General features: G+C 71.9%; 21 protein-coding genes, 1 tRNA gene and 1 pseudogene. 12 read left to right on the top strand and 11 right to left on the bottom strand.

Annotation, left to right across the window (positions count from 1 at the left end):
• Positions 1 to 165 precede the first annotated feature (165 nt).
• A pseudogene (locus HOP40_RS04155) lies at positions 166 to 1,395 on the top strand (IS256 family transposase).
• A 237-nt stretch (positions 1,396 to 1,632) separates the two neighbouring features.
• Positions 1,633 to 2,172, top strand: a complete 540-nt coding sequence (locus HOP40_RS04150) for a TetR/AcrR family transcriptional regulator (RefSeq protein ID WP_172154798.1) — start codon at positions 1,633 to 1,635, stop codon at positions 2,170 to 2,172.
• 402 nt (positions 2,173 to 2,574) lie between these two features.
• On the opposite strand, the gene istB is transcribed toward HOP40_RS04150, so the two are convergent.
• The 4 genes from istB to HOP40_RS35765 all read right to left on the bottom strand — a co-directional run bounded on the left by istB (position 2,575) and on the right by HOP40_RS35765 (position 5,510).
• The gene (istB, locus tag HOP40_RS04145; RefSeq protein WP_172154796.1) at positions 2,575 to 3,342 is read right to left on the bottom strand and encodes an IS21-like element helper ATPase IstB; all 768 of its coding nucleotides are present in this window, start codon (positions 3,340 to 3,342) and stop codon (positions 2,575 to 2,577) included.
• Positions 3,339 to 4,790, bottom strand: a complete 1,452-nt coding sequence (istA, locus tag HOP40_RS04140; protein ID WP_205347076.1) for an IS21 family transposase — start codon at positions 4,788 to 4,790, stop codon at positions 3,339 to 3,341. Before istA ends, istB begins: the two co-directional genes overlap by 4 nt.
• Positions 4,791 to 4,937: 147 nt before the next feature.
• Positions 4,938 to 5,321 carry a transposase family protein gene (locus HOP40_RS04135; protein WP_275691363.1) on the bottom strand — a complete coding sequence of 128 codons (384 nt, stop codon included), beginning with the start codon at positions 5,319 to 5,321 and terminating at the stop codon, positions 4,938 to 4,940.
• Positions 5,322 to 5,510 carry a hypothetical protein gene (locus tag HOP40_RS35765; protein ID WP_240157501.1) on the bottom strand — a complete coding sequence of 63 codons (189 nt, stop codon included), beginning with the start codon at positions 5,508 to 5,510 and terminating at the stop codon, positions 5,322 to 5,324. It lies immediately after the preceding gene.
• A 266-nt stretch (positions 5,511 to 5,776) separates the two neighbouring features.
• Here HOP40_RS35765 and HOP40_RS04130 point away from each other — a divergent pair, with 266 nt between their 5' ends.
• A complete protein-coding gene (locus HOP40_RS04130) occupies positions 5,777 to 7,042 on the top strand; it encodes an IS110 family RNA-guided transposase (protein WP_420821786.1) in 1,266 nt (421 codons plus the stop codon).
• A 237-nt stretch (positions 7,043 to 7,279) separates the two neighbouring features.
• Positions 7,280 to 8,125: an IS5 family transposase gene (locus HOP40_RS04125; protein WP_172154794.1), complete on the top strand. Its 846-nt coding sequence runs from the start codon at positions 7,280 to 7,282 to the stop codon at positions 8,123 to 8,125.
• A 27-nt stretch (positions 8,126 to 8,152) separates the two neighbouring features.
• On the opposite strand, the gene HOP40_RS04120 is transcribed toward HOP40_RS04125, so the two are convergent.
• Positions 8,153 to 8,725, bottom strand: a complete 573-nt coding sequence (locus HOP40_RS04120) for a plasmid pRiA4b ORF-3 family protein (RefSeq protein WP_240157500.1) — start codon at positions 8,723 to 8,725, stop codon at positions 8,153 to 8,155.
• 270 nt (positions 8,726 to 8,995) lie between these two features.
• Between HOP40_RS04120 and HOP40_RS04115 the strand changes: the two genes are divergently transcribed.
• The gene (locus HOP40_RS04115; protein WP_172154790.1) at positions 8,996 to 9,136 is read left to right on the top strand and encodes a hypothetical protein; all 141 of its coding nucleotides are present in this window, start codon (positions 8,996 to 8,998) and stop codon (positions 9,134 to 9,136) included.
• A 20-nt stretch (positions 9,137 to 9,156) separates the two neighbouring features.
• Here HOP40_RS04115 and HOP40_RS04110 read toward each other — a convergent pair whose 3' ends face one another.
• The 3 genes from HOP40_RS04110 to HOP40_RS04100 form a co-directional block, all read right to left on the bottom strand.
• Positions 9,157 to 9,822 carry a transposase family protein gene (locus HOP40_RS04110; protein ID WP_420821785.1) on the bottom strand — a complete coding sequence of 222 codons (666 nt, stop codon included), beginning with the start codon at positions 9,820 to 9,822 and terminating at the stop codon, positions 9,157 to 9,159.
• A 175-nt stretch (positions 9,823 to 9,997) separates the two neighbouring features.
• Complete coding sequence (locus HOP40_RS04105; RefSeq protein WP_172154788.1) at positions 9,998 to 11,512, bottom strand: tyrosine-type recombinase/integrase; 1,515 nt, start codon at positions 11,510 to 11,512, stop codon at positions 9,998 to 10,000.
• Between the two features lie 79 nt (positions 11,513 to 11,591).
• Positions 11,592 to 11,664, bottom strand: a tRNA-Arg gene (locus HOP40_RS04100).
• A gap of 89 nt (positions 11,665 to 11,753) precedes the next feature.
• Between HOP40_RS04100 and bla the strand changes: the two genes are divergently transcribed.
• A complete protein-coding gene (bla, locus tag HOP40_RS04095; RefSeq protein ID WP_172154786.1) occupies positions 11,754 to 12,638 on the top strand; it encodes a class A beta-lactamase in 885 nt (294 codons plus the stop codon).
• Positions 12,639 to 12,711: 73 nt separating this feature from the next.
• On the opposite strand, the gene HOP40_RS04090 is transcribed toward bla, so the two are convergent.
• Positions 12,712 to 13,725 carry an NAD(P)/FAD-dependent oxidoreductase gene (locus HOP40_RS04090; RefSeq protein WP_172154784.1) on the bottom strand — a complete coding sequence of 338 codons (1,014 nt, stop codon included), beginning with the start codon at positions 13,723 to 13,725 and terminating at the stop codon, positions 12,712 to 12,714.
• Between the two features lie 66 nt (positions 13,726 to 13,791).
• On the opposite strand from HOP40_RS04090, the gene HOP40_RS04085 reads away from it, so the two are divergent.
• A complete protein-coding gene (locus HOP40_RS04085) occupies positions 13,792 to 14,376 on the top strand; it encodes a helix-turn-helix domain-containing protein (RefSeq protein WP_172154782.1) in 585 nt (194 codons plus the stop codon).
• Here HOP40_RS04085 and HOP40_RS04080 read toward each other — a convergent pair.
• Positions 14,368 to 15,501: a metallophosphoesterase gene (locus HOP40_RS04080; protein ID WP_240157499.1), complete on the bottom strand. Its 1,134-nt coding sequence runs from the start codon at positions 15,499 to 15,501 to the stop codon at positions 14,368 to 14,370. The genes HOP40_RS04085 and HOP40_RS04080 overlap by 9 nt on opposite strands.
• Positions 15,502 to 15,551: 50 nt before the next feature.
• Here HOP40_RS04080 and HOP40_RS04075 point away from each other — a divergent pair, with 50 nt between their 5' ends.
• Entirely contained in the window at positions 15,552 to 16,418 is an 867-nt protein-coding gene (locus HOP40_RS04075; RefSeq protein WP_172154780.1) for an NAD(P)-dependent oxidoreductase, read from the top strand.
• Here the strand turns inward: HOP40_RS04075 and HOP40_RS04070 are convergent.
• On the bottom strand, positions 16,394 to 17,170 hold the full coding sequence (locus HOP40_RS04070) for a TetR/AcrR family transcriptional regulator (RefSeq protein WP_172154778.1): 777 nt from the start codon (positions 17,168 to 17,170) through the stop codon (positions 16,394 to 16,396). The genes HOP40_RS04075 and HOP40_RS04070 overlap by 25 nt on opposite strands.
• A 94-nt stretch (positions 17,171 to 17,264) precedes the next feature.
• Here HOP40_RS04070 and HOP40_RS04065 point away from each other — a divergent pair, with 94 nt between their 5' ends.
• From HOP40_RS04065 to HOP40_RS04050, 4 genes are read left to right on the top strand one after another with little or no spacing between them, the layout of a single operon-like run.
• Entirely contained in the window at positions 17,265 to 18,200 is a 936-nt protein-coding gene (locus HOP40_RS04065) for an ATP-binding cassette domain-containing protein (protein ID WP_172154776.1), read from the top strand.
• On the top strand, positions 18,197 to 18,973 hold the full coding sequence (locus tag HOP40_RS04060; protein ID WP_240157498.1) for an ABC transporter permease: 777 nt from the start codon (positions 18,197 to 18,199) through the stop codon (positions 18,971 to 18,973). The genes HOP40_RS04065 and HOP40_RS04060 overlap by 4 nt, the downstream gene beginning before the upstream one ends.
• 57 nt (positions 18,974 to 19,030) lie before the next feature.
• Positions 19,031 to 19,729: a response regulator transcription factor gene (locus HOP40_RS04055; protein WP_172154774.1), complete on the top strand. Its 699-nt coding sequence runs from the start codon at positions 19,031 to 19,033 to the stop codon at positions 19,727 to 19,729.
• 10 nt (positions 19,730 to 19,739) lie between these two features.
• Positions 19,740 to 21,170, top strand: coding sequence for a sensor histidine kinase (locus tag HOP40_RS04050; protein ID WP_338053049.1), 1,431 nt, complete (start codon positions 19,740 to 19,742; stop codon positions 21,168 to 21,170).
• The last annotated feature ends 62 nt before the right edge of the window (positions 21,171 to 21,232 follow it).

Here is a 21,232-nt window from a genome sequence, read left to right as displayed (position 1 = left end):
TCTGGACACTGTAGGGAAGGATGAAAGCTGTGTCTTCCCGGGTGGGTCACGTCCCCGCTGGTGGTGTAACTCCCGGCCCGTCCGGCGTGCCTGAGCATGTTGGAGGGGCCACCGCGTGAGTCTCTGCGTGAACCGACCAAGGATCTCGTAGAGAGGTGCCACGCGATGGCCCTGGATCAGTCTGCCCTGCTCGAAGTCCTCGATGCACTCAAGGCCGCCGATGTCGGTGATCGTGTCCGCCAGGCTGCGGAGACGGTGTATCAGGCGCTGATCGAGGCCGAGCTCACCGACGCGATCGGCGCCGGCCGCCACGAGCGTTCCGCGGAACGCAGCAACCAGCGCAACGGGCATCGCGCCCGCATCCTGTCCACGACGGCGGGAGATTTGGAGTTGCGGATCCCGAAGTTGCGCACCGGCTCGTTCTTCCCGTCGCTGCTCGAGCGCCGCCGCCGGGTCGATCAGGCCCTGTTCGCGGTGGTGATGGAGGCCTATCTGCACGGCGTGTCCACTCGCAAGGTCGACGACCTGGTCAAAGCCCTCGGCGCCGACAGCGGGATCTCCAAGTCCGAGGTGTCGAGGATCTGCGCGGACCTCGACACCGAGGTGGGCGCGTTCCGCGACCGCTCCCTGGCTGAGCAGCAGTTCCCCTACGTGTTCCTCGACGCCACCTACTGAAAGGCCCGGGTGAACCACCGCGTGGTGTCCCAGGCGGTCGTGATCGCCACCGGGGTCCGGGCCGATGGCTGGCGCGAGGTCCTCGGGTTCGCTGTTGGCGACAGCGAGGACGGGGCGTTCTGGACCGCGTTCCTACGCAGCCTCAAAGCGCGCGGGTTGGGTGGGGTGCAGCTGGTCATCTCCGACGCCCACACCGGGCTCAAGCAGGCCATCTCCGCGGTCCTGCTCGGCGCGGCCTGGCAACGCTGCCGGGTACATTTCCTGCGCAACGTCCTGGCCCAGGTCCCCAAGAGCAGCTCGGAGATGGTGGCCGCGGCCATCCGCACGATCTTCGCTCAACCCGACGCCGCGCATGTTCGTGAACAGCTCGAAGTGATCGCCGGCATGCTCGGCCGTCAATCGGCCAAGGTCGAGACGATGCTGCGCGACGCTGCTGAGGACCTGCTCGCCTTCACCGGGTTCCCGCCGGCGCACTGGAAGAAGATCTGGTCGACCAACCCGCTCGAGCGATTGAACAAGGAGGTCAAACGCCGCACCGACGTGGTCGGGGTGTTCCCCAACCCCGCCGCCCTGCTCCGCCTGGCCGGCGCGGTCCTGGTCGAGGCCCACGACGAATGGCAGGCTACCGACCGCCGCTACCTCTCCGAGGCCACCATGGCCCTGCTCGCCGCCGCCGCGACCAAGGAGAAGGTGGCGACACCCGAGCTGATGACGGCATGATCTGAACCGCAGAGCCTCACCCGGTTCGAGCTACACCACTCCCGGGGACGCGACCCCCGGGTGAGGGTCGTGACCAGGCGACGCGCATTCGCAACACAGCGGAACGCAGAGATGAACCTCTCATGACCTACGCTTGCGCAACGGGCCGGATCGAATGGGGAGGCTGTCGTGACTGCTGTGGCGGAAGCGTCCTCCACCCACGGCGGTCGACCGCAGCGGCGGTCCCATGAGGCGATCATGGCCGCCACCGCTGCCCAGCTGTGCGATGTCGGCTACCTCAACATGACCATCGAAGGGGTCGCGGCCCGAGCCGGGGTTGGCAAAAGCACTATCTACCGGTGGTGGCCCTCCAAGGCGGCACTCGTTGTCGAGACGCTGAAGAGCCGCAGCATGCTGTCACCGATCGAGCTCACTGGCGACTCCCGCGCCGACCTGCGAGCGGTGATCGCCTCCACGTTCCAGATCGTCACGCACTCCCCCGCAGGGATGATCCTCCCCGCGCTAGCCGTCGACCTCATACGCGACCCGGCCGCCCACGAACAGCTGCACGCGCTTCTACGCCCCCGACGCGAATCCGTCCTCACGGTCATCCGCACCATCGCCGCTCGCGGCGACCTCCCCGCCGATGTCGACGCCGGACTGCTGCTCGACATCTACAGCGGGACCCTGCTCTACCGCGTCCTGCTCAGCGGCGAACCGGTCACCGAATCCATCATCGATCAGCTCACCGATCTACTCCTTAGCGGTACTGCACCCCACATCCTCCTGATGTTGTAGGGCGAGCTGACGAAGGAGTTCGCCGCGCACCTCGCGGATCAGGGTGTGGAGTTCTCCATCGGCGCCAGCTTCGCCCACCTCGACGTGCACACCGCCCTCGCCCAACTGCCGGCCGCGGCGTGGACTCCGGCGTATCAGGCGCGCAAGCTCCGCGCCGCGAGACCGGCGTGCAGATCGAGCCCCGTGACGGGGCCTGGGTCGCCGAGGCCACCGACAGCGAGAGAGACGCCGCCGGCGGCGGCTGGCCGGGCCTCTGAACTTGTCGCCGCAGTACAAACCCTCATGATCGGCAGCACCTGATCTGATCAGGCGCTGGCGATCATGAGGGTCTGAACTGCGTGTCCGGGAACGGGCTGTGGTGTCGGTCGGTGGACGACCTGACATGTCGTTGGCCCGGGCGGATCATGACACGGCTGCGGGGACTGCGGATAGGGCTCGGTCCTTGAGCCGGTAGCTGGGTCCGTTGATGGCGATGACGTCGCAGTGGTGCAGGAGCCGGTCGAGGATGGCGGTGGCGATGACGTCGTCGGTGAAGACCTGGCCCCATTCTGAGAAGGTCTTGTTGCTGGTGAGGATGATCGAGCCGCGTTCGTAGCGGCGGCTGATCAGCTGGAACACCATGTTCGCCGCGGCGCGGTCGCAGGGCAGGTAGCCGACCTCGTCGAGGACCAGCACCGAGGGCCGGAGGTAGGTCTGGAGCTTCTTGGCGAAGCGGCCGGCGGCCTCGGCTGCGCGGAGTTGGCGGACGCAGTCGTCCAGGCTGGTGAAGTAGATCGAGTGCCCGGCTTGGCAGGCCGCGACCGCGAGCGCGGTCGCGATGTGAGTCTTGCCGGTGCCGGGCGGCCCGAGCAGCGCGACGTTGCGATGCCCGGTGACGAACGCGAGCGCGGCGAGGTCGCGGATCTTGCGGACGTCGAGGTCGGGTTGGAAGGCGAAGTCGAACTCCTCGAGGGTTTTGTGGTGGGGCAGCCCGGACAGCTTCAGCGCGGTGCGGAACCGGCGCCCTTCGCGCAGGCCGAGTTCTTCACCGAGGATGGTGTCGATGAACTCGCGGTAGCCCATGCTGTCGGTCTCGGCGCGCTCGACGAGCAGGTCGAGGTGCTCGGCCAGGTGCGGGAGCCCGAGCCGGGTGGCGTGGGCCTGGATCCGGGCGGTGATCAGCTCGCTCATGCCGCACCCACCAGCGAGACGTCGGCGTCGGCGTCGGCGTCGGCGGGGACGGGTTCGGGGCCTGGCGGTGAGGCCAGTCCAGCCAGCTGGTCGTAGTCCGACAGTGGCCGGCGGGCGACCACGACACCGAATCCGGCTCTGACCTCGGGTCGGACTGCCGGGCTGTCGGGCTGCCGGCTCGACGGTCCTGTCGGGTCCGGATCGCCGTCGGCGCCGGCGGTGGTGGTGGCGCGGGTGCGTCCGTCGGGCAGCTCGGCCCAGTGCGCCGGGTCGACGATCATCGCGCCCCGCAGGCGGGAGCGTGGGTGGCGGGCCAGCAGCACTGTGGCGCCGTCCGGGTCATCGACGGGCAGGCGCCAAACCTCCAGGTGCCCGGGTCCGACACGGACCTCGACCCGCTGCCCGGCCCGGGTCGGACGACCGTCGGTGGCTCTGGCCGCGATGGAGTAGCACGACCCGGCGAAGCTGATCATGCTGTCGCGGCCGACCCGACGCAGATGCGACTCGGTCACCGCGTAGCCGAACTCCGGCACCGGGCCCAGCGCGGCGTGATCCCGGGCCGCCCGGACGCCGATGAGCTCGCCATGGGTGCGGTGCACCTGCCCGCGCCGGATCGGCACCCACCCGGCGAACGCCCCGTCCAGCTCGGCCAGCGAGGCGAAGCTGCGCCCGGCCAGGACATGGTCCCGCACGATCGCGACCTGGCGTTCCACCCGGCCCTTCCCGGTCGGGCGGTAGGCGGCGAGCACGTCGATGACGAACCCGTAATGCTCGGCGAACGCCGCCGCCTGCGGATGCAACGGCACCGCCTTGCCCGGGGCGACGTGGCGGCGAACCACGGTCTTGGTGCGGTCATAGACGATCGTGGCCGGGACCCCGCCGAAGTGGGCGAACGCCCGACGGTGGCAGTCGAAGAACGTGGCCAGGTCCTGGCTGGTGGTGAAGCACACGAACGGGTCCCGGGAGTAGGACAGGGTCATGTGGAACGAGTAGACCTTCGAGGTGATCCCCGCCCCGGACAGCAACGTGCCCTCATCGCCCCAGTCGACCTGGGCCTGCGCGCCCGCGACGACCTCGAACCGGCGATGCAACCCCGGTGGCCGGCCCTGCGCGTCGGCCTCCACCTCCAACCGGCGGCGAGCGTCAGCGACATAAACCTTGACTCGCTGGTAGTGCCCGGTGAACCCGTAGTCCGCAACCAGCCGCTCGTGGATCACCGTGGCCCGCAGCCGCGGATCGGCGGCGAGCCACGCATCGATCACCCCGACGAACGGGTCCACCAGCCGCGGCACCGTCCCGGCCCGCGACGACGCCCGCGGCGGGGTGCTCGGTGCGTCCGGGGACAGGTACTTCCTCGCCGTGCGCCAGTCACACCCGGCGTGAGCTGCGATGTCCTTCCATGTCGCCCCGGCCGCGCGCAGCGGGGCGAACCTCCTGAGTCCCTCCATGCCTCCACAGGCAGGATCACGGGCGACCACCCTCCGGGGCTTGTCTGCTTGGCGGCTGACAGAACCCGGAGGGTGGTCCCTCCCTGAGCTAATCTTGCGGACCGACGCGCCGGACCAACGACAGATCAGCTCGTACCTACAGCGACATCAGAACCCGTACGCGGACACTGCGGCGATGAGCTTCTCCGCGTTGTTGGGGCTAGAGCGGATCTTGCGCAGGACCCGCCAGTTCTTCAGCTCGGCGTTGACCCGCTCACCGGACCCGCGGCGGCGGGCGTGGGCGGTGTTCACGTCCTTCTGGTTCTGCGAGAGCTTGCGGTAGCGGCCGGTGTCGGGGTCCTTGCGCCGGCGCCGCTGCGGAACCACGACCGTCGGCCCGGCACCCTGGTAGGCGGTGTCAGCGGCCGCGGGGATCTCATTGTCGGTGAGGGCGTCGATGATGCCGTGCTCGCGTGCCGCGCCCATGTCGTGCCGCGCGCCGGGCAGCGGCGGAGAGATCCAAACCAACCGGCCGACCGGGTCCGCGACGATCTACACATTCAGCCCGTGGGCCTTGTGCTTGCCGCTGTAGAACGCCCGGTCGTACCCGGACGCCATGCCGACCCGGTCGATGCGCAGCAGGGTGCCGTCGAGGATCACGAACGCCTTCCGGGACGCGACCTCGATTGCCTGCTGTTCCCGGCGAGCTACCCAGGCCAGAACAGTGCGGCGCAACGCCACCTGTCGCCGCCGGTGAGCGACCAACTGAGTCTCGGGCCGCCCTGGCGGGCGGTCCGTTCCGGGATGAAAATCGGTGCTGGCGGCCCGTTGACGTCGCGTTACTCTGATCTTCGAGGTCGTACTGAGTCGGGCGCTGAGGGCTGTGCTGTGGGTCCTTCACTGTGCTTCGAGCACGCGGATTAGCGTCGATTGATCGTCTCAGCCCTCACGGGCCGCTCCCGCAGGATCATCATCTGCGGGCCGGGCCACGGTGGAGGGAGCCGAGCGTGCAAGACGCCGACGACAACGAAGAGATCATCGAACGGGTTGCCGCGATCGATATCGGGAAGGTCGAACTGGTCGCGTGCGTCCGCGTGCCCGATCCCGACCGCCCTGGCCGGCGCCAGCAGGAGATCATCCACAGTTCCACGCTGACACCGCGGCTGCTCGGACTGGCCGACCGGCTCTATGAGCTCGGGGTGACCCGGGTCGTCATGGAAGCCACCTCGGACTACTGGAAGCCGGTGTTCTACCTGCTGGAAGCCCAGGGTTTCGACCCGTGGCTGGTCAACGCCCGTGACGTCAAGCATCTGCCCGGGCGCCCGAAGACCGACCGGCTCGACGCGGTCTGGCTGGCCAAGGTCGCCGAACGGCAGATGCTGCGCGCAGGCTTCGTGCCACCCCCGCCGATCCGGCTGCTGCGGGACCTGACCCGCTACCGGGCCAACCTGGTCGCCGCGCGCACCGCGGAGAAGAACCGGGTCGAGAAGCTCCTCGAAGACGCCCAGATCAAGCTGTCCTCGGTCGCGTCGGACATCTTCGGGGTGTCCGGGCGGGAGATGCTCGCCGCCCTGCTGGCCGGGGAACGCCAACCGGCGGTCCTCGCGCAGCTGGCCCGGACCCGGATGCGGGCCAAGATCCCGCTACTGGAAGAAGCGTTCACCGGGCGGTTCACCGACCATCACGCGTTCCTGCTGCGCACCATGCTGGCCCGCATCGATGAGACCAGCGCCGACGTCGCCGCCCTCGAGGCCCGGATCGAGCAGCTGATCGCGCCGTTCGCGACGGTCGTGACCCGACTCGATGAGATCACCGGCCTCGGTGCCACCGGCGCTCAGACGATAGTCGCCGAGATCGGGCTGGACATGTCCCGCTTCCCGACCCCGGCGCACCTGTGCTCCTGGGCCCGGTTCGCGCCCGGGGTCAAGGAATCGGCCGGGAAGACGAAGGGCCGCGCCACCACCGGACGCGGGATCCGCTACCTCGCCCAAGTCCTCGGCGAGGCCGCGGTCGCCGCCGGCCGCACCAACACCTTCCTCGGCGACCGCTACCGACGCCTGGCCCGCCGCCGCGGAGCGGCCCGCGCGGTCGTCGCCGTCGGCCGCTCCATCCTGGTCACCATCTGGCACCTGCTTTCCAACCCCGACGCGCGCTACCGCGACCTCGGCGCCGACTACACCCGCCAGCGAATCGACCCACAACGCCGCACCCGCAACCACGTCCGCCAGCTCGAAGCACTCGGTTACTCCGTCACCATCACTCCCGCGGCCTGACCCACCTGCCGACCCACGCAGCGCACTACCTCGCCCGACGTCCGGACGCGCCGCGATTCCGCATGCCGTCCCCGACCTGATTTTCGGATTAGTGACAACAGGGCACCGTTGGTCGGCGGATGAGCCCGGACGACAGTGGTCGCGTGACTCGCGGGGGAGTAGCAACTAAGACGTCGTTTCAGAAGTCGGCGTGTCGGTCCTGTGTGGAGTCGTGCTGGTCGGTGATCATGTTCGCCGATGTCGAGGCGATCTTGTGTCGAGTGGTTGGTCAGCGATGAGCTGTGGGAGCTGGTGGAGCCGCTGCTGCCGAGGCCGCGCAAGCCCAAGCGGGGACGGACAGGCCGGCCGCGGGTCCCGGATCGGGCCGCTCTGGCCGGGATCGTGTTCGTGCTCAAGACCGGGATCAGCTGGAACGCCCTTCCCGCCGAGCTCGGGTGCGGGTCCGGGGTCACCTGCTGGCGGCGGCTGCGCGAGTGGCAGCAGGCGGGGGTGTGGCAGGAGCTGCACCGAGTGACGCTCGACCTGCTCGCCCAGCTGGACCTGCTGGACTGGTCGCGGGCGGCAGTGGACAGCGTGAGCGTGCGGGCCAAACGCCGCGGCGAGGCCACGGGGCCCTCACCGACCGACCGCGGCAAGGCGGGCAGCAAGTACCACGTGCTGTGCGACCGCAACGGGCTGCCGCTGCACGCCCTGGTCACCGGCGCCAACACCCACGACAGCCGCATGCTCGCCCCGCTACTGGACACCAACCCCGGCGTCCGCGAACACGCCGGACGCCCCGGCCGTCCCCGCCGCCGCCCGGACAAGCTGCACGCCGACAAGGGCTACGACTACCCCCGCTGCCGCCGCTACCTGGCCAAACGTGGGATCGGAGTGCGGATCGCCCGGCGCGGGATCGAGGACTCCACCCGCCTCGGGCGGGTCCGCCGGGTCGTCGAGCGCACGATGTCGTGGCTGCTGGACTTCCGGCGCCTCGCTTTGCGGTATGACCGCGCCGAGCCGACGATCACCGCGTTGCTGTCGTTGGCCTGTGCTCTGATCTGTCACCGCCGCCTCACCAGGCACCGACCACGATCCGCATGACGGTGCCGCCCCGCCCCCGGGTGCGCTCTACGAGGTCGAGGTCAGTGGGCGCCAGGCCAGCCACTCCAGAGCACGGTCGGCCTCGGCGGGCTCGAAGCGGTGCGGATCGAACTCACCGCCCGCCCACTCGCGGCGCTCGTCGTGGTCGGGGTGTGACGGGTCGGCCAGCGCGACCAGGAACTCCTCATACCCCCAGATGCCGCCGACGTCCTCGGGCGGGCACGCCCCCTGGCCCGCGACACAGCGCGGATAACGCACACCCGGCTCCGCGGTGAAGACCTTGTCCACGGTGATCTCGTGGGCCCAGTTGTCGCCGAAGTCGTAGACATAGCCGAAGCGGTCCCCCTGCTTGACCAGGCGGAACAGCTTGCCCTTCGACTCGTCGGTGACGTCCTGGGCGGGCCAGTCCGGGTCCGGGATCCCATAGCGGCGCCCGGCGATCTCGAACTCGTGCAGGTGCGAGTTCGTCCAGCCCATCGCCGACTGCACCACCTCGTGCAACACCGCCAAGTCGATCTCGCCCGGCACCTGCACCCGACGCCGGACCGACGGCCGTACTTCAGCCAACACGATCTCCAGCTCGAAGATCTTCGTCTTCACAGACACGCGAGGCGCGGGCATGAGCCGATGCTGCCAGGCCCGCCGACACCGACAGGACCGGGCCCACCACTTATGAAACGACGTCTTATGAAACGACGTCTAAGCCACATTCGGTGTCACGGTGGACGTGCCTGGCAGTCAACGAGCCCACGAGCAAGAGCGTGCCCTCGCCGGGCGGGCTGACAAGTCGGTACTAGTACGCCGACCAGCAGGAACGGGCTAGTCGGCTACAGGCCGCACCAGGTCATCCGCTTTGACACGGAACTGCGCATGACCTCGCCGGATGGACACCGCCTGGTCGCCGCCATCGTCGACCGCGTCACCTTCAACGCCCACATCCTCGAAACCGGCACCCAGTCCTACCGCCTGCGCATCAGCCGCACCGCAACCCGCCGCAAGCGCACCAGCTGATCAATCAGACCACCCGGCGCTCAGCCGGGGCCGAACTTCGTGACGACAACCTCGCGCTGGTTGCGCGAGAGCCGCCGCCGGCCGGTCTCGGGATCGCGGGGACGACGCCGCTGCGGGATGGCGAACCCGGAACCGCGGTAGCCGTTGTCGGCAATCACCCGGACCTCGGCGGCGTGCAGGGCGTGGATGAGGCCGTGCTCGTGTGCGGCCCCCATGTCGTGCCGGGCGCCGGGCAGCGCTCCCGAGGCCCAGATCAGCCGGCCGGCCGGGTCGGCGAGGACCTTCACCTTCACCCCGTGCCGCTTGTGTTTTCCGGAGTAGTAGGTCCGGTCGCGGCCCGTTCCCACGCCGACCCGGTCGATCGAGACCAGGGTGCCGTCAAGAATCACGAACGCCTTGCCCGCGGCGACGGCCATCGCCTGCTGCAGCGACGGCGCGAACGCGGCCAGCACATCGAGGGCTTCGCGGATGTAGCGGAACACCGTCGTCGTGCCGACCGCGAAACCGGCGGCGAGATCGGCGTAGGTCTCGCCCTTGCGCAGGTGCGCGAGCACGAGCAGCGCCTGTTGTCCGGCCAAGAGGCGTCGCCAGCGGGTGCCCAGCACCGTGCGGCGGTGGCGCAGCGCGTCGGACACGGTGATGAGGGCGTGGTTGGACACGCCGATCCCGGCGGGGTAGGAAGGCACCCGAAGCTCCTGGTCTGGACGAGTTGATCTAGTCAATCGCCTGTCTACCAGGAGCTTCACTCATTCCGGTGACGCCACGCCGCAGCGGCTACGAACCCACCTCAAGCAGGTTGGAAAGCGCTCACTGGCTTATCTGAAAGTTGGCTTTCGGTCGATGGTCACATCGACGTTCAGGCTACCGATCAGCGACCACTGACCTTACTGTCGCCCGCCTGCCCCTGCTGGACTTGATCAAGCCATCGGCCCTGAGTAGAGCCACGGCTCTGTTGGCGGTCCCAGCGGAGACCTCATAACGATCGCACAGAGTCTCAACAGTAGGTAGCGAATCATCGACCGCCAGGGCTCCGCAGGCGATTGCGGCTCGCAGGTCGGCGGCAATTCTCTTGTATGGGCTATCAGATTCATTCCGCTCCTGCGGAGCAGGAGTCGTGTGGTGGTCACCCTCCACGAGTGGTGGAGCAGGCATTCGAACCCCCGACGCCTTCATGGCTCGTTGATCCGTCTCCGATACCCAGGCTGTATAGGCGCGTAGCGTTGTCGAGCCGCCGCCGCCGTGACCAAGCCGGCCCGCCACTGTCCGTACGTCGACGCCAGCCGTGATCAGTTCAGTCGCGGAGTAGTGCCGGAGCTGGTGCAAGTTCATTTCCCAGCCTAGTCGGCGGCACATGCGCGCGTAGCGGTTCGAGACCGATGATGGGCGGAGCCACGTGCTGTGGTCGACGGACGCCGAGAAGATGCGGCCCTTAGGTCCGAATTGAATCCCGACGGCCTCGGCGTTTTGCTCGCACTGTCGTCGGTGTGTCTGCAGTAGAGCCACCGTGTTGGCGTCGAGCGCGATCCGTCGCTGCTGGTGAGTCTTGGTGTCTTTCTCCCAAGTGCGGGTGCCCTGTTGGGCGATGCTGCTGCGGATGGTGAGGACGGCGCGGTCCAGGTCGAGCAGGTCCCAGCGCATCGCACAGAGTTCGCCGCGACGCGCGCCCGTCGTCATGGCGAGCCAGAGGAAGCAGCCCCACATGAAGTCCGGGAACGCGGCGTTGAGGATCGCTGCGGCCTGATCTGAGGTCGGAGGGTTCGGGTCGGAGCGGCCGCCGCGGGGCGGCTCGGCCTGGTCCAGAGGGTTGACAATGATCCAGCGCCAGCGGACGGCGCGGCCGAGGGCCCCGCTGAGGCAGAAGTGCACTTTCCGGATCGTCGATGTCGCGAGTGGCCGGCAGATGTGAGGCCGGCACTTTTCCGAGCACTCGTGCGCGCCGCTGATGGCGTGCTCGACGAATGGCCGACCGTCGCAGTGGGCCCGGCAGCGGCGCAGGATCGCCTGGTGGTTGTCGAGCGTCTCGCCGTCGAGCTTCGCGAGCGGGATGTGCCCTAGGAGCGGGCGGATGTGGACCCGGATCGTCTGCTCGTAGCGGTCGAGCGTGGTCTCCTCGACGTCGAGCAGCTCGAGGTAGCGGTCCATGAGCTGGTTGACCGTCGCCTTGGTGCGCGGGTTGCGGCGCTCGTCGACCTGGTGCACGAGCCGGCGGCGGACCTTCTCCGCTTCCGCCGTGGCCTTCGGGCCGGCGGCGACGGTCTCGATGAGGTAGTTGCGCTTGCCGCTCAGAGCGTCGACGCCGGCGTAGACCCGGACCCGCAGAGAGCCGCTGGGCAGCTTCTCGATCTCGCCCCGCTGACGCTTCGAGGACCCCGGCATGGAGCGACGGTAGCAGGCTCGCTCCACGTATAGCTCCACGTTGAGCGGCCTGACCTGCGGCGCGAGCCTCTGGACTGCGTGCCCCCGGCAGGATTCGAACCTGCGGCACCCGCTTTAGGAGAGCGGTGCTCTATCCCCTGAGCTACGAGGGCGGCGGGTCGATGGTAGTGGTCCGATCGGAGGCGGCCGCAGGGCGGTGACGCCTGCGACGGCGAGGTCCGGCTGCCCCATGATCGAAGCCATGACGACGATCGGACGACGCACCCTGCTCGTCGGGCTCGGGGCCGCAGTCGCGGGGTGTGCGGCTCCCGCCCCGGACCCGACGCCGCCGCCGAGCCCTGTCGGCGCCGGCCTCGAGCAGATCGAGCGGCGCTTCGGCGGCCGCCTCGGTGTCTTCGCGCTCGACACCGGCTCCGGGGCCGTCGTGTCCCACCGCGGCGACGAGCGCTTCCTGCTCGCGTCGACGGGCAAGGCGTTCATCGCGGCCGCGGTGCTGCAGCGGGCCGCCGCCGAGCCGGCGCTGCTCGACCGCGTCATCCAGTACGACGCGAGCGCGCTGATCGCGAACGCGCCCGTCGCGGAGCGGAACCTCGCCACCGGCATGACGGTCGCGGCCCTGGGCGAGGCGGCCATCACCCACAGCGACAACACGGCGGCGAACCTGCTGTTCGACCTGCTCGGGGGCCCGGCGGCGGTGACGGGGTTCGTCCGCGGCACCGGTGACGCCACCACCCGCTTCGACCGGCTCGAACCCGACCTCAACGTCTCCACCGGCCCCGACGACGAGCGCGACACGAGCACGCCGGCCGCGGTCGTCGCGACCCTGCGCGCGGTCACCCTCGGCGACGGCCTCGACCCCGCCGGGCGCGACCGCCTCACCGGCTGGCTCCTGGCGAACACCACCGGCGACGCGACGATCCGGGCCGGGGCGCCCGCGGGGTGGCGGGTCGGGGACAAGACCGGGACGGGCGGGCAGGGGGAGCGCAACGACATCGCCGTCCTCTACCCGCCCGACCGCGCCCCGATCCTGCTGGCCGTCTACACCGCGCCGGCCGATCCGGAGGCCGAGCCGTCGAACGAGACCGTGGCGGAGGCGACCCGCGCCGTCGTCGCGGCGCTGGCATGAGCGGCGCTGGCATGAGCGGCGCTGGCATGAGCGGCGCTGGCATGAGCGGCCCTGGGCGTGAGCGGCCCGGCCCCTACGCCCGGGCGGCGGGGTCGAGCCCGTGCCGCCGGTCGCCCAGCACGATCTCGCTGACCTCCCGCTCCAGCCGCGCCCCGGTGCGGGCCCGCAGGGCCGCGTCCGTGTCCTGCACGACGAGGTCGGCGTTGATCTGCGCGCCCGCCCAGTTGCCCGCGGCCGCCGCCGTGACCACCTGCGCCATCGGGTCCGCGACGTTCCCCGCCGCCCACACGCCGGGCACCGAGGTGCGGCCGGTCCCGTCGGCGACCACGCGGGTGCCGATCACCGCGCCCCCGATCTCCACGTCGGCGGTCTCCACGCCCAGCGAGGCGAGGACGTCGCTCGACGCGCGCAGGAAGCCGGCGGCGAACAGGGCGTCGCGGGCGATCACGGTGCCGTCGGCGAGGCGCACGCCGGTGAGCCGGTCGTCGGTGACGACCACCTGCTCGACCTTCCCGGTCACCACCGAGATCCCGCGCGCGGCCAGGCGCTCCCACTCGTCGTCGGTCGGCTCGACCGTGTCGTTGAGGAACAGCGTGAGGTCGGCCGACCACTGCCGGATCAGCAGCGCCTGGTGCAGCGCCATCGGACCCGTCGCGACGACGCCGAGCGCGCGGTCGCGCACCTCGTAGCCGTGGCAGTAGGGGCAGTGCAGGACGTCGCGGCCCCAGCGCTCGCGCAGGCCGTCGATCTCGGGGAGCTCGTCGACCAGTCCGGTCGTCACCAGCACCGCGCGCGCCCGGGCGGTCGAGCCGTCGGCGAGCGAGGCCGTGAACCCGGGGGCGATCGAGTGCACCCGCCCGTCGACGACCTCGACGCCGTAGCCCCGCACCTCCGCCCGCCCGAGTGCGACGAGCTCGCCGGGCGGCGTGCCGTCGCGCGTGAAGAAGCCGTGCACACCCTCGGCCGGGGCGTTGCGCGGCTGCCCGGCGTCGACCACCAGCACCTTCCGCCGTGCCCGCCCCAGCGTCAGGGCCGCGCCCAGTCCCGCGGCGCCGCCGCCCACCACCAGTACGTCGTAGTCCGTCATGCCCCCGACTGTGCGCGCGATCGGCGAATTCGACAAGGAACCTTGCCGCTATGGCAAACTGGCGGCATGACCGACGACGACGTGCTCTCCGAGGTGGGCCCCCGGTTGCGACGGCTGCGCCGCCAGCGGGGCGTCACGCTCGCGTCCCTGGCCGAGCTCACCGGCATCTCGGTGAGCACCCTGTCGCGGCTGGAGTCCGGCGGCCGCCGGCCCAGTCTGGAGCTGCTCCTGCCGATCGCGCGGGCGCACCGCGTGCCGCTCGACGAGCTCGTCGGGGCACCGCCGGTGGAGGACCCGCGGGTGCGGCTGCCGACGTTCGAGCGCGGCGGGCTGGTGTTCCAGCCGCTGACGCTGCAGACCGGGCCGCTGCAGGCCTACCGCATGACGATCCCGGCCGACTCGCCGCGCTCGGAGCCGTCGCCGCAGACCCACGAGGGCTACGAGTGGCTCTACGTCCTGTCCGGGCGGCTGCGCGTGGTGCTCGCCGAGCACGACTTCGTGATGCGCGCCGGGGAGGCCGCGGAGTTCGACACGCGGCTGCCGCACTGGTTCGGCCGCGCCGACGACCGCCCCGTCGAGATGCTCAGCCTGTTCGGCAAGCAGGGGGAGAAGATGCACGTGCGGGCGGCGCCGAAGGGGCGGTCAGCGTGACCGCAGCGTCAGCAGGGTGATCTCCGGCGGCGACCCGACGCGCACCGGCGGACCCCAGAACCCCGTGCCGCGCGTGACGTAGAGCCAGGTCGGGCCGACGCGGACGAGCCCGGCCAGCACCGGCTGGTCGACGAGCGCGACCTGCGTGAGCGGCCACAGCTGCCCGCCGTGCGTGTGCCCGGAGATCTGCAGGTCGACGCCGGCGCGCACGGCCCGGTCGACCATCACCGGCTGGTGGCACAGCAGCACCACCGGCTGCGCGGGGTCGCGGCCGGCGAGCGCGGCGTCGAGGTCGAAGCCGTGTCCGGGGACGCCCGACGCCGCGGCGGTGCGGTCGTCGCAGCCGGCGAGGTGCAGCACGGCGTCGCCCCGTCGGATCTCCTCGCGCTCGTTGCGCAGCACGCGGATCCCCAGCGTCGGCAGGAACTCCACCCACTGCGTGACGCCGGAGTAGTACTCGTGGTTGCCGGTGACGAAGTACGTCGGCGCGGCGATGTCGGCCAGCGGCGCGGCGTAGCCCCCGAGCTCGGCGACGCTGCCGTCGACGAGGTCGCCGACCACCGCGACGACGTCCGGCGCCGTCCCGTTGATCATCGCGACGAACCCGGCGACGTCGGCACCGTCGACGAGCGGGCCCAGGTGGATGTCGGAGACGGCGGCGATCGTGAAGCCGTCGAACGCGGGGTCGAGGCGGTCGAGCAGCACCTCCCGGCGCTCCACCCGGGGCTGCCGGGCGACGACCGCGCCGTAGGCGACGGTGCCGACGGCCGTGACCGCCGCGGTGCCGGCGACCACCCGCGACAGGAACCGCCGCCGGTCCTCCGACGGCCGCCCCCGCAGGAACCGCACCGCGAGCCGCACCACCTCGCCGAGCACGAGCACGGTGGCCAGGTAGACGAGCAGTGCCAGCCAGAAGAACCCGACGTAGTGCAGCGGGCGCGCGGTGTCGGGCGCGAGCGCGCCGCGGGTGAGCAGGGCGGCGGCGACGGTGAGGCCGAGCAGCGTGATCACGGCGGCTCCGGCGCGCCGCAGGCGGCGGCTCGTCGTCAGCGCGCGGACGGCCCGGCGGTAGACGTAGAGGTGCAGCAGGGCGACGAACACCAGCACGAACGGAACGAAGCCCACTCCATGATCCTGCCCCACCGCGGCCGCGGCCCGCGCGTAGCGTCGGCGCCATGACGAAGACCCCCACCGTCGCCCTGCTGGGCACCGGGATCATGGGCTCGGGCATGGCGCTCAACCTGCTCGCCGCCGAGCTCCCGCTGCGCGTCTGGAACCGCACCGCCGACAAGGCGCTCGCCCTCGGGGAGGCCGGCGCGGCCGTCGCGGCGACCCCGGCCGAGGCCGTCGACGGCGCCGACGTGATCGTCACGATGCTCGGCGACGGGAACCACGTGCGCGAGGTGATGGAGCAGGCGCAGCCCTCGGGCGGCCAGGTCTGGGCGCAGATGACGACCGCGGGCGTCGACCAGACCGTGCTGCTGGCGATCGCGTCCGAGCGCGGGATGTCGTTCGTCGACGCCCCGGTGGTCGGCACGCGCGCACCGGCCGAGCAGGGCACGCTGCTGGTGCTCGCCGCCGGGTCGCCCGGCGTCCGCGACGTCGTGCAGCCGGTGTTCGACGCCGTCGGCCGCGAGACGCGCTGGGTGGCCGACACCGCGGGAGGGCTGGCGGCGAGCCGGCTCAAGCTCGTCGTCAACAGCTGGGTGCTGGCGATCACCGCGGCCACCGGGGAGGCGCTGGCGCTGGCGGACGGGCTGGGCGTCGACCCGCAGGCGTTCCTCGACGCCGTCGGCGGCGGGCCGCTCGACCTGCCCTACCTGCAGGCCAAGGCGAAGGCGATCCGGGCGCGCGACTGGACGCCGAGCTTCTCGGTGGCCAACGCCGCCAAGGACGGCGACCTCATCTCCGCCGCCGCGGAGCAGGCCGGGGTCCGCCTCGACCTCGCGCCCGCGGCCGCCGCCCGCTACCACCGCACCGCCGACGCCGGGCACGGCGAGGACGACATGGCGGCGAACTACCTCGCGTCCTTCGACGCCTGACCCGCCGCCCGCCGCGCGATGTGCGCGGCGGCGCCGTCGAGCAGCAGGTCGAGCCCGAACTCGAAGTCGGCGCGCAGGTCGTCGGCGAACTCCAGGTCGGGCGGTCCGCCGGCGAACACGCCCGCCTCGACGGCGCGGTGCAGCGCCGGGAGCCGGCCGGCGTCGACGACCCGGGCCAGCTGAGCGCCGTACTCCCGCCCGAACGCCGACGGGTCCTGCGCGTGCCCGGCGGTCAGGTCGAGGCCCAGCCGGATCTGCCCGTGGGTGTAGGTGAGCACGCCCATCACGATCCCGAGCTTCTCGCCCTCGTCGAGCCCGGTGCCCGCGAGCGCGGCGAGCGCGGCGTCGAGCCAGGCCAGGTTGCCGGGCCCGACGGGCGGTCCGGAGATCGTCAGCTGCGCGTACCAGGGATGGCGGCCGACGGCGTCCAGCAGCGCCCGGGCCCAGAGCGCCAGGCCCTCGCGCCAGCCGAGGTCCGCGGGCGCCGCGGGCGGGCGGCCGACGGCGGTGTCGGCCATCAGCGCCAGCAGCTCGTCCTTGCTGCGCACGTGCCGGTAGAGCGCCATCGTGGAGTTGCCGAGCTGCTCGGCGACGCGCGCCATCGACACGGCGGCGAGCCCGTCGGCGTCGGCCACCTCGACGGCGGCGCGCACGACGTCGTCGACCGACAGCGCCGGCCGCGGACCCCGGCGGGGCGCCTCGCGCAGCCCCCAGAGCAGGTCGACGTCGCGCGCCAGCCCCGATCCGTCCACCCGCACCCCCCTCCGATCCGTCAGGAGCCTATTCCGCTCCCACTGCGTAGGGTCTACGCTATTTGCGTACGACCTACGCAGAAGGAGGCCGGCGATGATCGTCGAAGCGGTGGGGCTGACGAAGTCCTTCGGAGCGGTGCGGGTGCTCGACGGCGTCGACCTGGCGGTGGCGGAGGGCTCGGTCCTCGCGCTGCTCGGGCCGAACGGCGCCGGCAAGACGACGGCGGTGCGCATCCTGACCACGCTGGTGCGGCCCGACGCGGGGAGCGTGCGGGTCGCCGGGTTCGACGTGGTCCGCGAGCCGGCCGCGGTGCGTGCGGTGATCAGCCTGACCGGCCAGCAGGCGGCGGTCGACGACGACCAGACCGGGTGGGAGAACCTCGTGATGGCCGGGCGGCTCCGGCACCTGGGCCGGGCGGCGGCGCGGCGCCGGGCCGACGACCTGCTGGAGCGCTTCGACCTCGTCGACGCGCGGGACCGCCGCACGCGCACCTGGTCGGGCGGGATGCGCCGGCGCCTGGACCTCGCGATGAGCCTGGTGTCCGCGCCGCGGGTGATCTTCCTCGACGAGCCGACGACCGGGCTCGACCCGGCCGGCCGCGTGACGGTGTGGGACGCGGTCGCCGAGCTCGTGCGCGGCGGCACGACCATCCTGCTGACCACGCAGTACCTGGAGGAGGCCGACCGGCTCGCCGACCGCGTCGTGCTGCTGCACGGCGGGCGCGTGGCCGCCTCCGGCACGCCGGAGGCGCTCAAGGCCGCGGTCGGCGGCGACCGGCTCGACCTCGCCTTCGACGACCCGCTCGCGCTCGCCCGCGCCGCCGACCTGCTCCCCGGGGGAATCGCCGAGCAGGAGCGGCTGCGGCTCGGCGTGCCGTCCGACGGCACCGCCGCCCACCTGCACCGCGTGCTCGACGACCTGCGGGCGGCCGGGGTGCCGGTGCGCCGCGTGACCTCGCGCCGACCCACGCTCGACGACGTGTTCCTGGCCGTCACCGCGGCCGGCGCCCCGGCGGGGGTGGCGGCGTGACCGCCGTGCACACCGGCCCGGGGTCGGTGCTGACCGACGCGCTGACGCTGTCGGGCCGCAGCGTCCGGCTGGCGCGGCGCAACGTCGACACGCTCGTGATGTCGATCGTCCTGCCGGTGCTGATGATGCTGCTGTTCGTCCTCGTGCTCGGCGGCGCCATCGACACCGGCGGCGCCTACCTCACCTACGTCGTGCCGGGGATCGTCGTCCTCTGCACCGGCTACGGCGCGTCGGCGACGGCGATGTCGGTGACCCACGACATGACCGGCGGCATGGTCGACCGGCTGCGGTCGATGCCCGTCCACGCCTCCGCGGTGCTCACCGGGCACGTGGTCGCGAGCGTCACGCGCAACGCGGTGTCGACGACGCTGGTGGTCGCGGTGGCCGTCGCGCTCGGGTTCCGGCCGTCCGCGGGCGTCGTCGAGTGGGTGCTGGCGGCCGGGCTCCTGCTGCTCTACGTGCTGGCGCTGTCGTGGCTGGCCGCCGCGTTCGGGGTGGTGGCGAGGACCGTGGAGTCGGCGGGGCTCCTGAGCTTCCTCATGCTGTTCCTGCCCTACCTGAGCAGCGCGTTCGTCCCGACGGCCACGATGCCGGCGTTCCTGCGGGGGATCGGTGAGCACCAGCCGATCACGTCGGTCGTCGAGACCGTCCGGGCGCTGCTGACCGGCGCTCCGGCCGACCGGGGCGGCGTGGCGCTGGCCTGGACGCTCGGGCTGCTGGTCGCGGGCGTCGTGCTGGCCTCGGTGCTGTTCCGGCGGCGCACGCGGGCGTGACCCGTCTCCCACCAGCCTCTCAGTCGCGTCTCAGGCACGGCGTCCACACTGGGCCCCATGCGCATCCTCGTGGTCGACGACGACCGGGCCGTGCGCGACTCGCTACGCCGGTCGCTCGCCTTCCACGGCTACCAGGTCGACGTCGCGGTGGACGGGCAGGCCGCGCTCGACGCGGTGGAGGCGCAGCGGCCGGACGCGATGGTCCTCGACGTCATGATGCCGCGCCTGGACGGGCTGGAGGTCTGCCGGCGGCTGCGCGGCGCCGGTGACGCTCTGCCGATCCTCGTGCTCACCGCGCGCGACGCGGTGTCGGAGCGGGTCTCCGGGCTCGACGCGGGCGCCGACGACTACCTGCCCAAGCCGTTCGCGCTGGAGGAGCTGCTGGCGCGGCTGCGGGCGCTGCTGCGCCGCCGCACCCCCGACGAGATCGCCGCGGCGACCGGGCAGAGCCAGGTGCTGGAGTTCGCCGACCTCTCGCTCGACCCCGACACCCGTGACGTCCGCCGCGGCGACCGCGCGATCAGCCTGACCCGCACCGAGTTCTCGCTCCTGGAGCTGCTGCTCGCGCACCCGCGGCGGGTGCTGTCGCGGTCGCAGATCCTCGAGCAGGTGTGGGGCTACGACTTCCCGACCACCGGCAACGCGCTGGAGGTCTACATCGGCTACCTGCGCCGCAAGACCGAGGCCGAGGGCGAGCCGCGGCTGATCCACACCGTGCGCGGGGTCGGCTACGTGCTGCGGGACACGCCGCCGTGAGGGCGTCGGCGTGAACCGGCCCGACGGCTCGGTCGCGCGCGTCGAGATGCTCGACCGCTTCTCCTTGCGTTCGCGCATCGGCATCCTCGCCGCGCTGGTGGCGGCGCTCGCGGTGGTGCTCGTGTCGCTCGCCGCGTTCCTGACGGTGCGCTCCAACATCCTCGCGACGCTCGACTCCAACCTGTTCCAGCGGGCGCTGGCGGCCGCGCAGAGCGAGCTGGCCGACCCGCTGCAGCTCTCCACGATCCCGCCGGAGGTCCTGGGCGCCGGCGACATCCGGATCGCGCTGCTCGCCGCGAACGGCAGCGCGCAGTCGGCGGAGGGGCAGCTGTCCGCGCCGCCCATCGAGGGGCCGGAGCTCGAGGTGGCGCGCGGGCTGGCGGCGTCGTCGGTGCGGACGGCGTCGATCGGGCGGGACCCGTACCGCGTCGTCGCCGTGCAGGCGGGCGGGGGACGCGCGCTCGTCATGGGGCAGCGGCTCGACCCGACCCAGCAGGTGCTGACGAAGCTGGCGTTCGCGCTGCCCGTCGTCGGCGTCATCGGGATCGCGGTGGCCGGGCTCGCCGGGGTGGCGGTGGCGCGTGCCGGGCTGCGGCCGGTGCAGCGGCTGACGTCGGCGACCGAGCGGGTGGCGGCGACGGGCGACCTGCGGCCGATCCCCGTCGGCGGGGCCGACGAGCTCGCGCGGCTCACGATGAGCTTCAACGAGATGCTCGGGACGCTCGCGGCGTCGCAGGAGCAGCAGCGCCGCCTCGTCGCCGACGCCGGGCACGAGCTGCGCACCCCGCTGACGTCGATGCGGACCAACCTGGAGCTGCTCGCCGCCGCCAGCCGGCCGGGCGCCCCGACCCTGCCCGACGCCGACCGCGTCGAGATCCTCGCCGACGTCCACGCGCAGGTGGAGGAGCTGACGACGCTCGTGGGCGACCTCGTCGAGCTCGCCCGCGACGACGCCCCGCTCGTCGTGCACCAGCCGGTGGAGCTGACCGACGTCGTCGACCGGGCGCTGGAGCGGGTCAAGCGCCGGGCGGGCGACACCGCCTTCGACGTCACCGTCGTGCCGTGGACCCTCCTGGGCGACGAGACGGCGCTGGAGCGCGCGGTGCTCAACCTGCTCGACAACGCGGTGAAGTGGAGCCCGCCGGGCGGCACCGTCACGGTGGCGATGCGGCAGCTCGACGGCTGGTCGGTGCTGCTCGAGGTCACCGACCAGGGGCCCGGCATCGCCGACGAGGACCTCCCGCGCGTGTTCGACCGCTTCTACCGCGCCGACCGCGCCCGCACCATGCCCGGCTCCGGGCTGGGGCTCGCGATCGTGCGCCAGGTCGCCGTCCGGCACGGGGGAGCGGTGTGGGCCGGCCGGGGCCCCGACGGGGGTGCGCAGCTGACGCTGCGGCTGCCCGGACGCTCCCCGGGCGGGGTCCCGCAGACCGGGCAGTAGCGTCGGGCCCGTCCTACGCTGGCGGGGCGGGTCCGCGACCGGCGCACCCCCTCGAACGTGGT

Source organism: Pseudonocardia broussonetiae, from assembly GCF_013155125.1.
GTDB lineage: Bacteria > Actinomycetota > Actinomycetes > Mycobacteriales > Pseudonocardiaceae > Pseudonocardia > Pseudonocardia broussonetiae.
The sequence above is the reverse complement of the archived record's forward strand: the minus strand, read 5'-3'. Positions and strand labels throughout refer to the sequence as shown.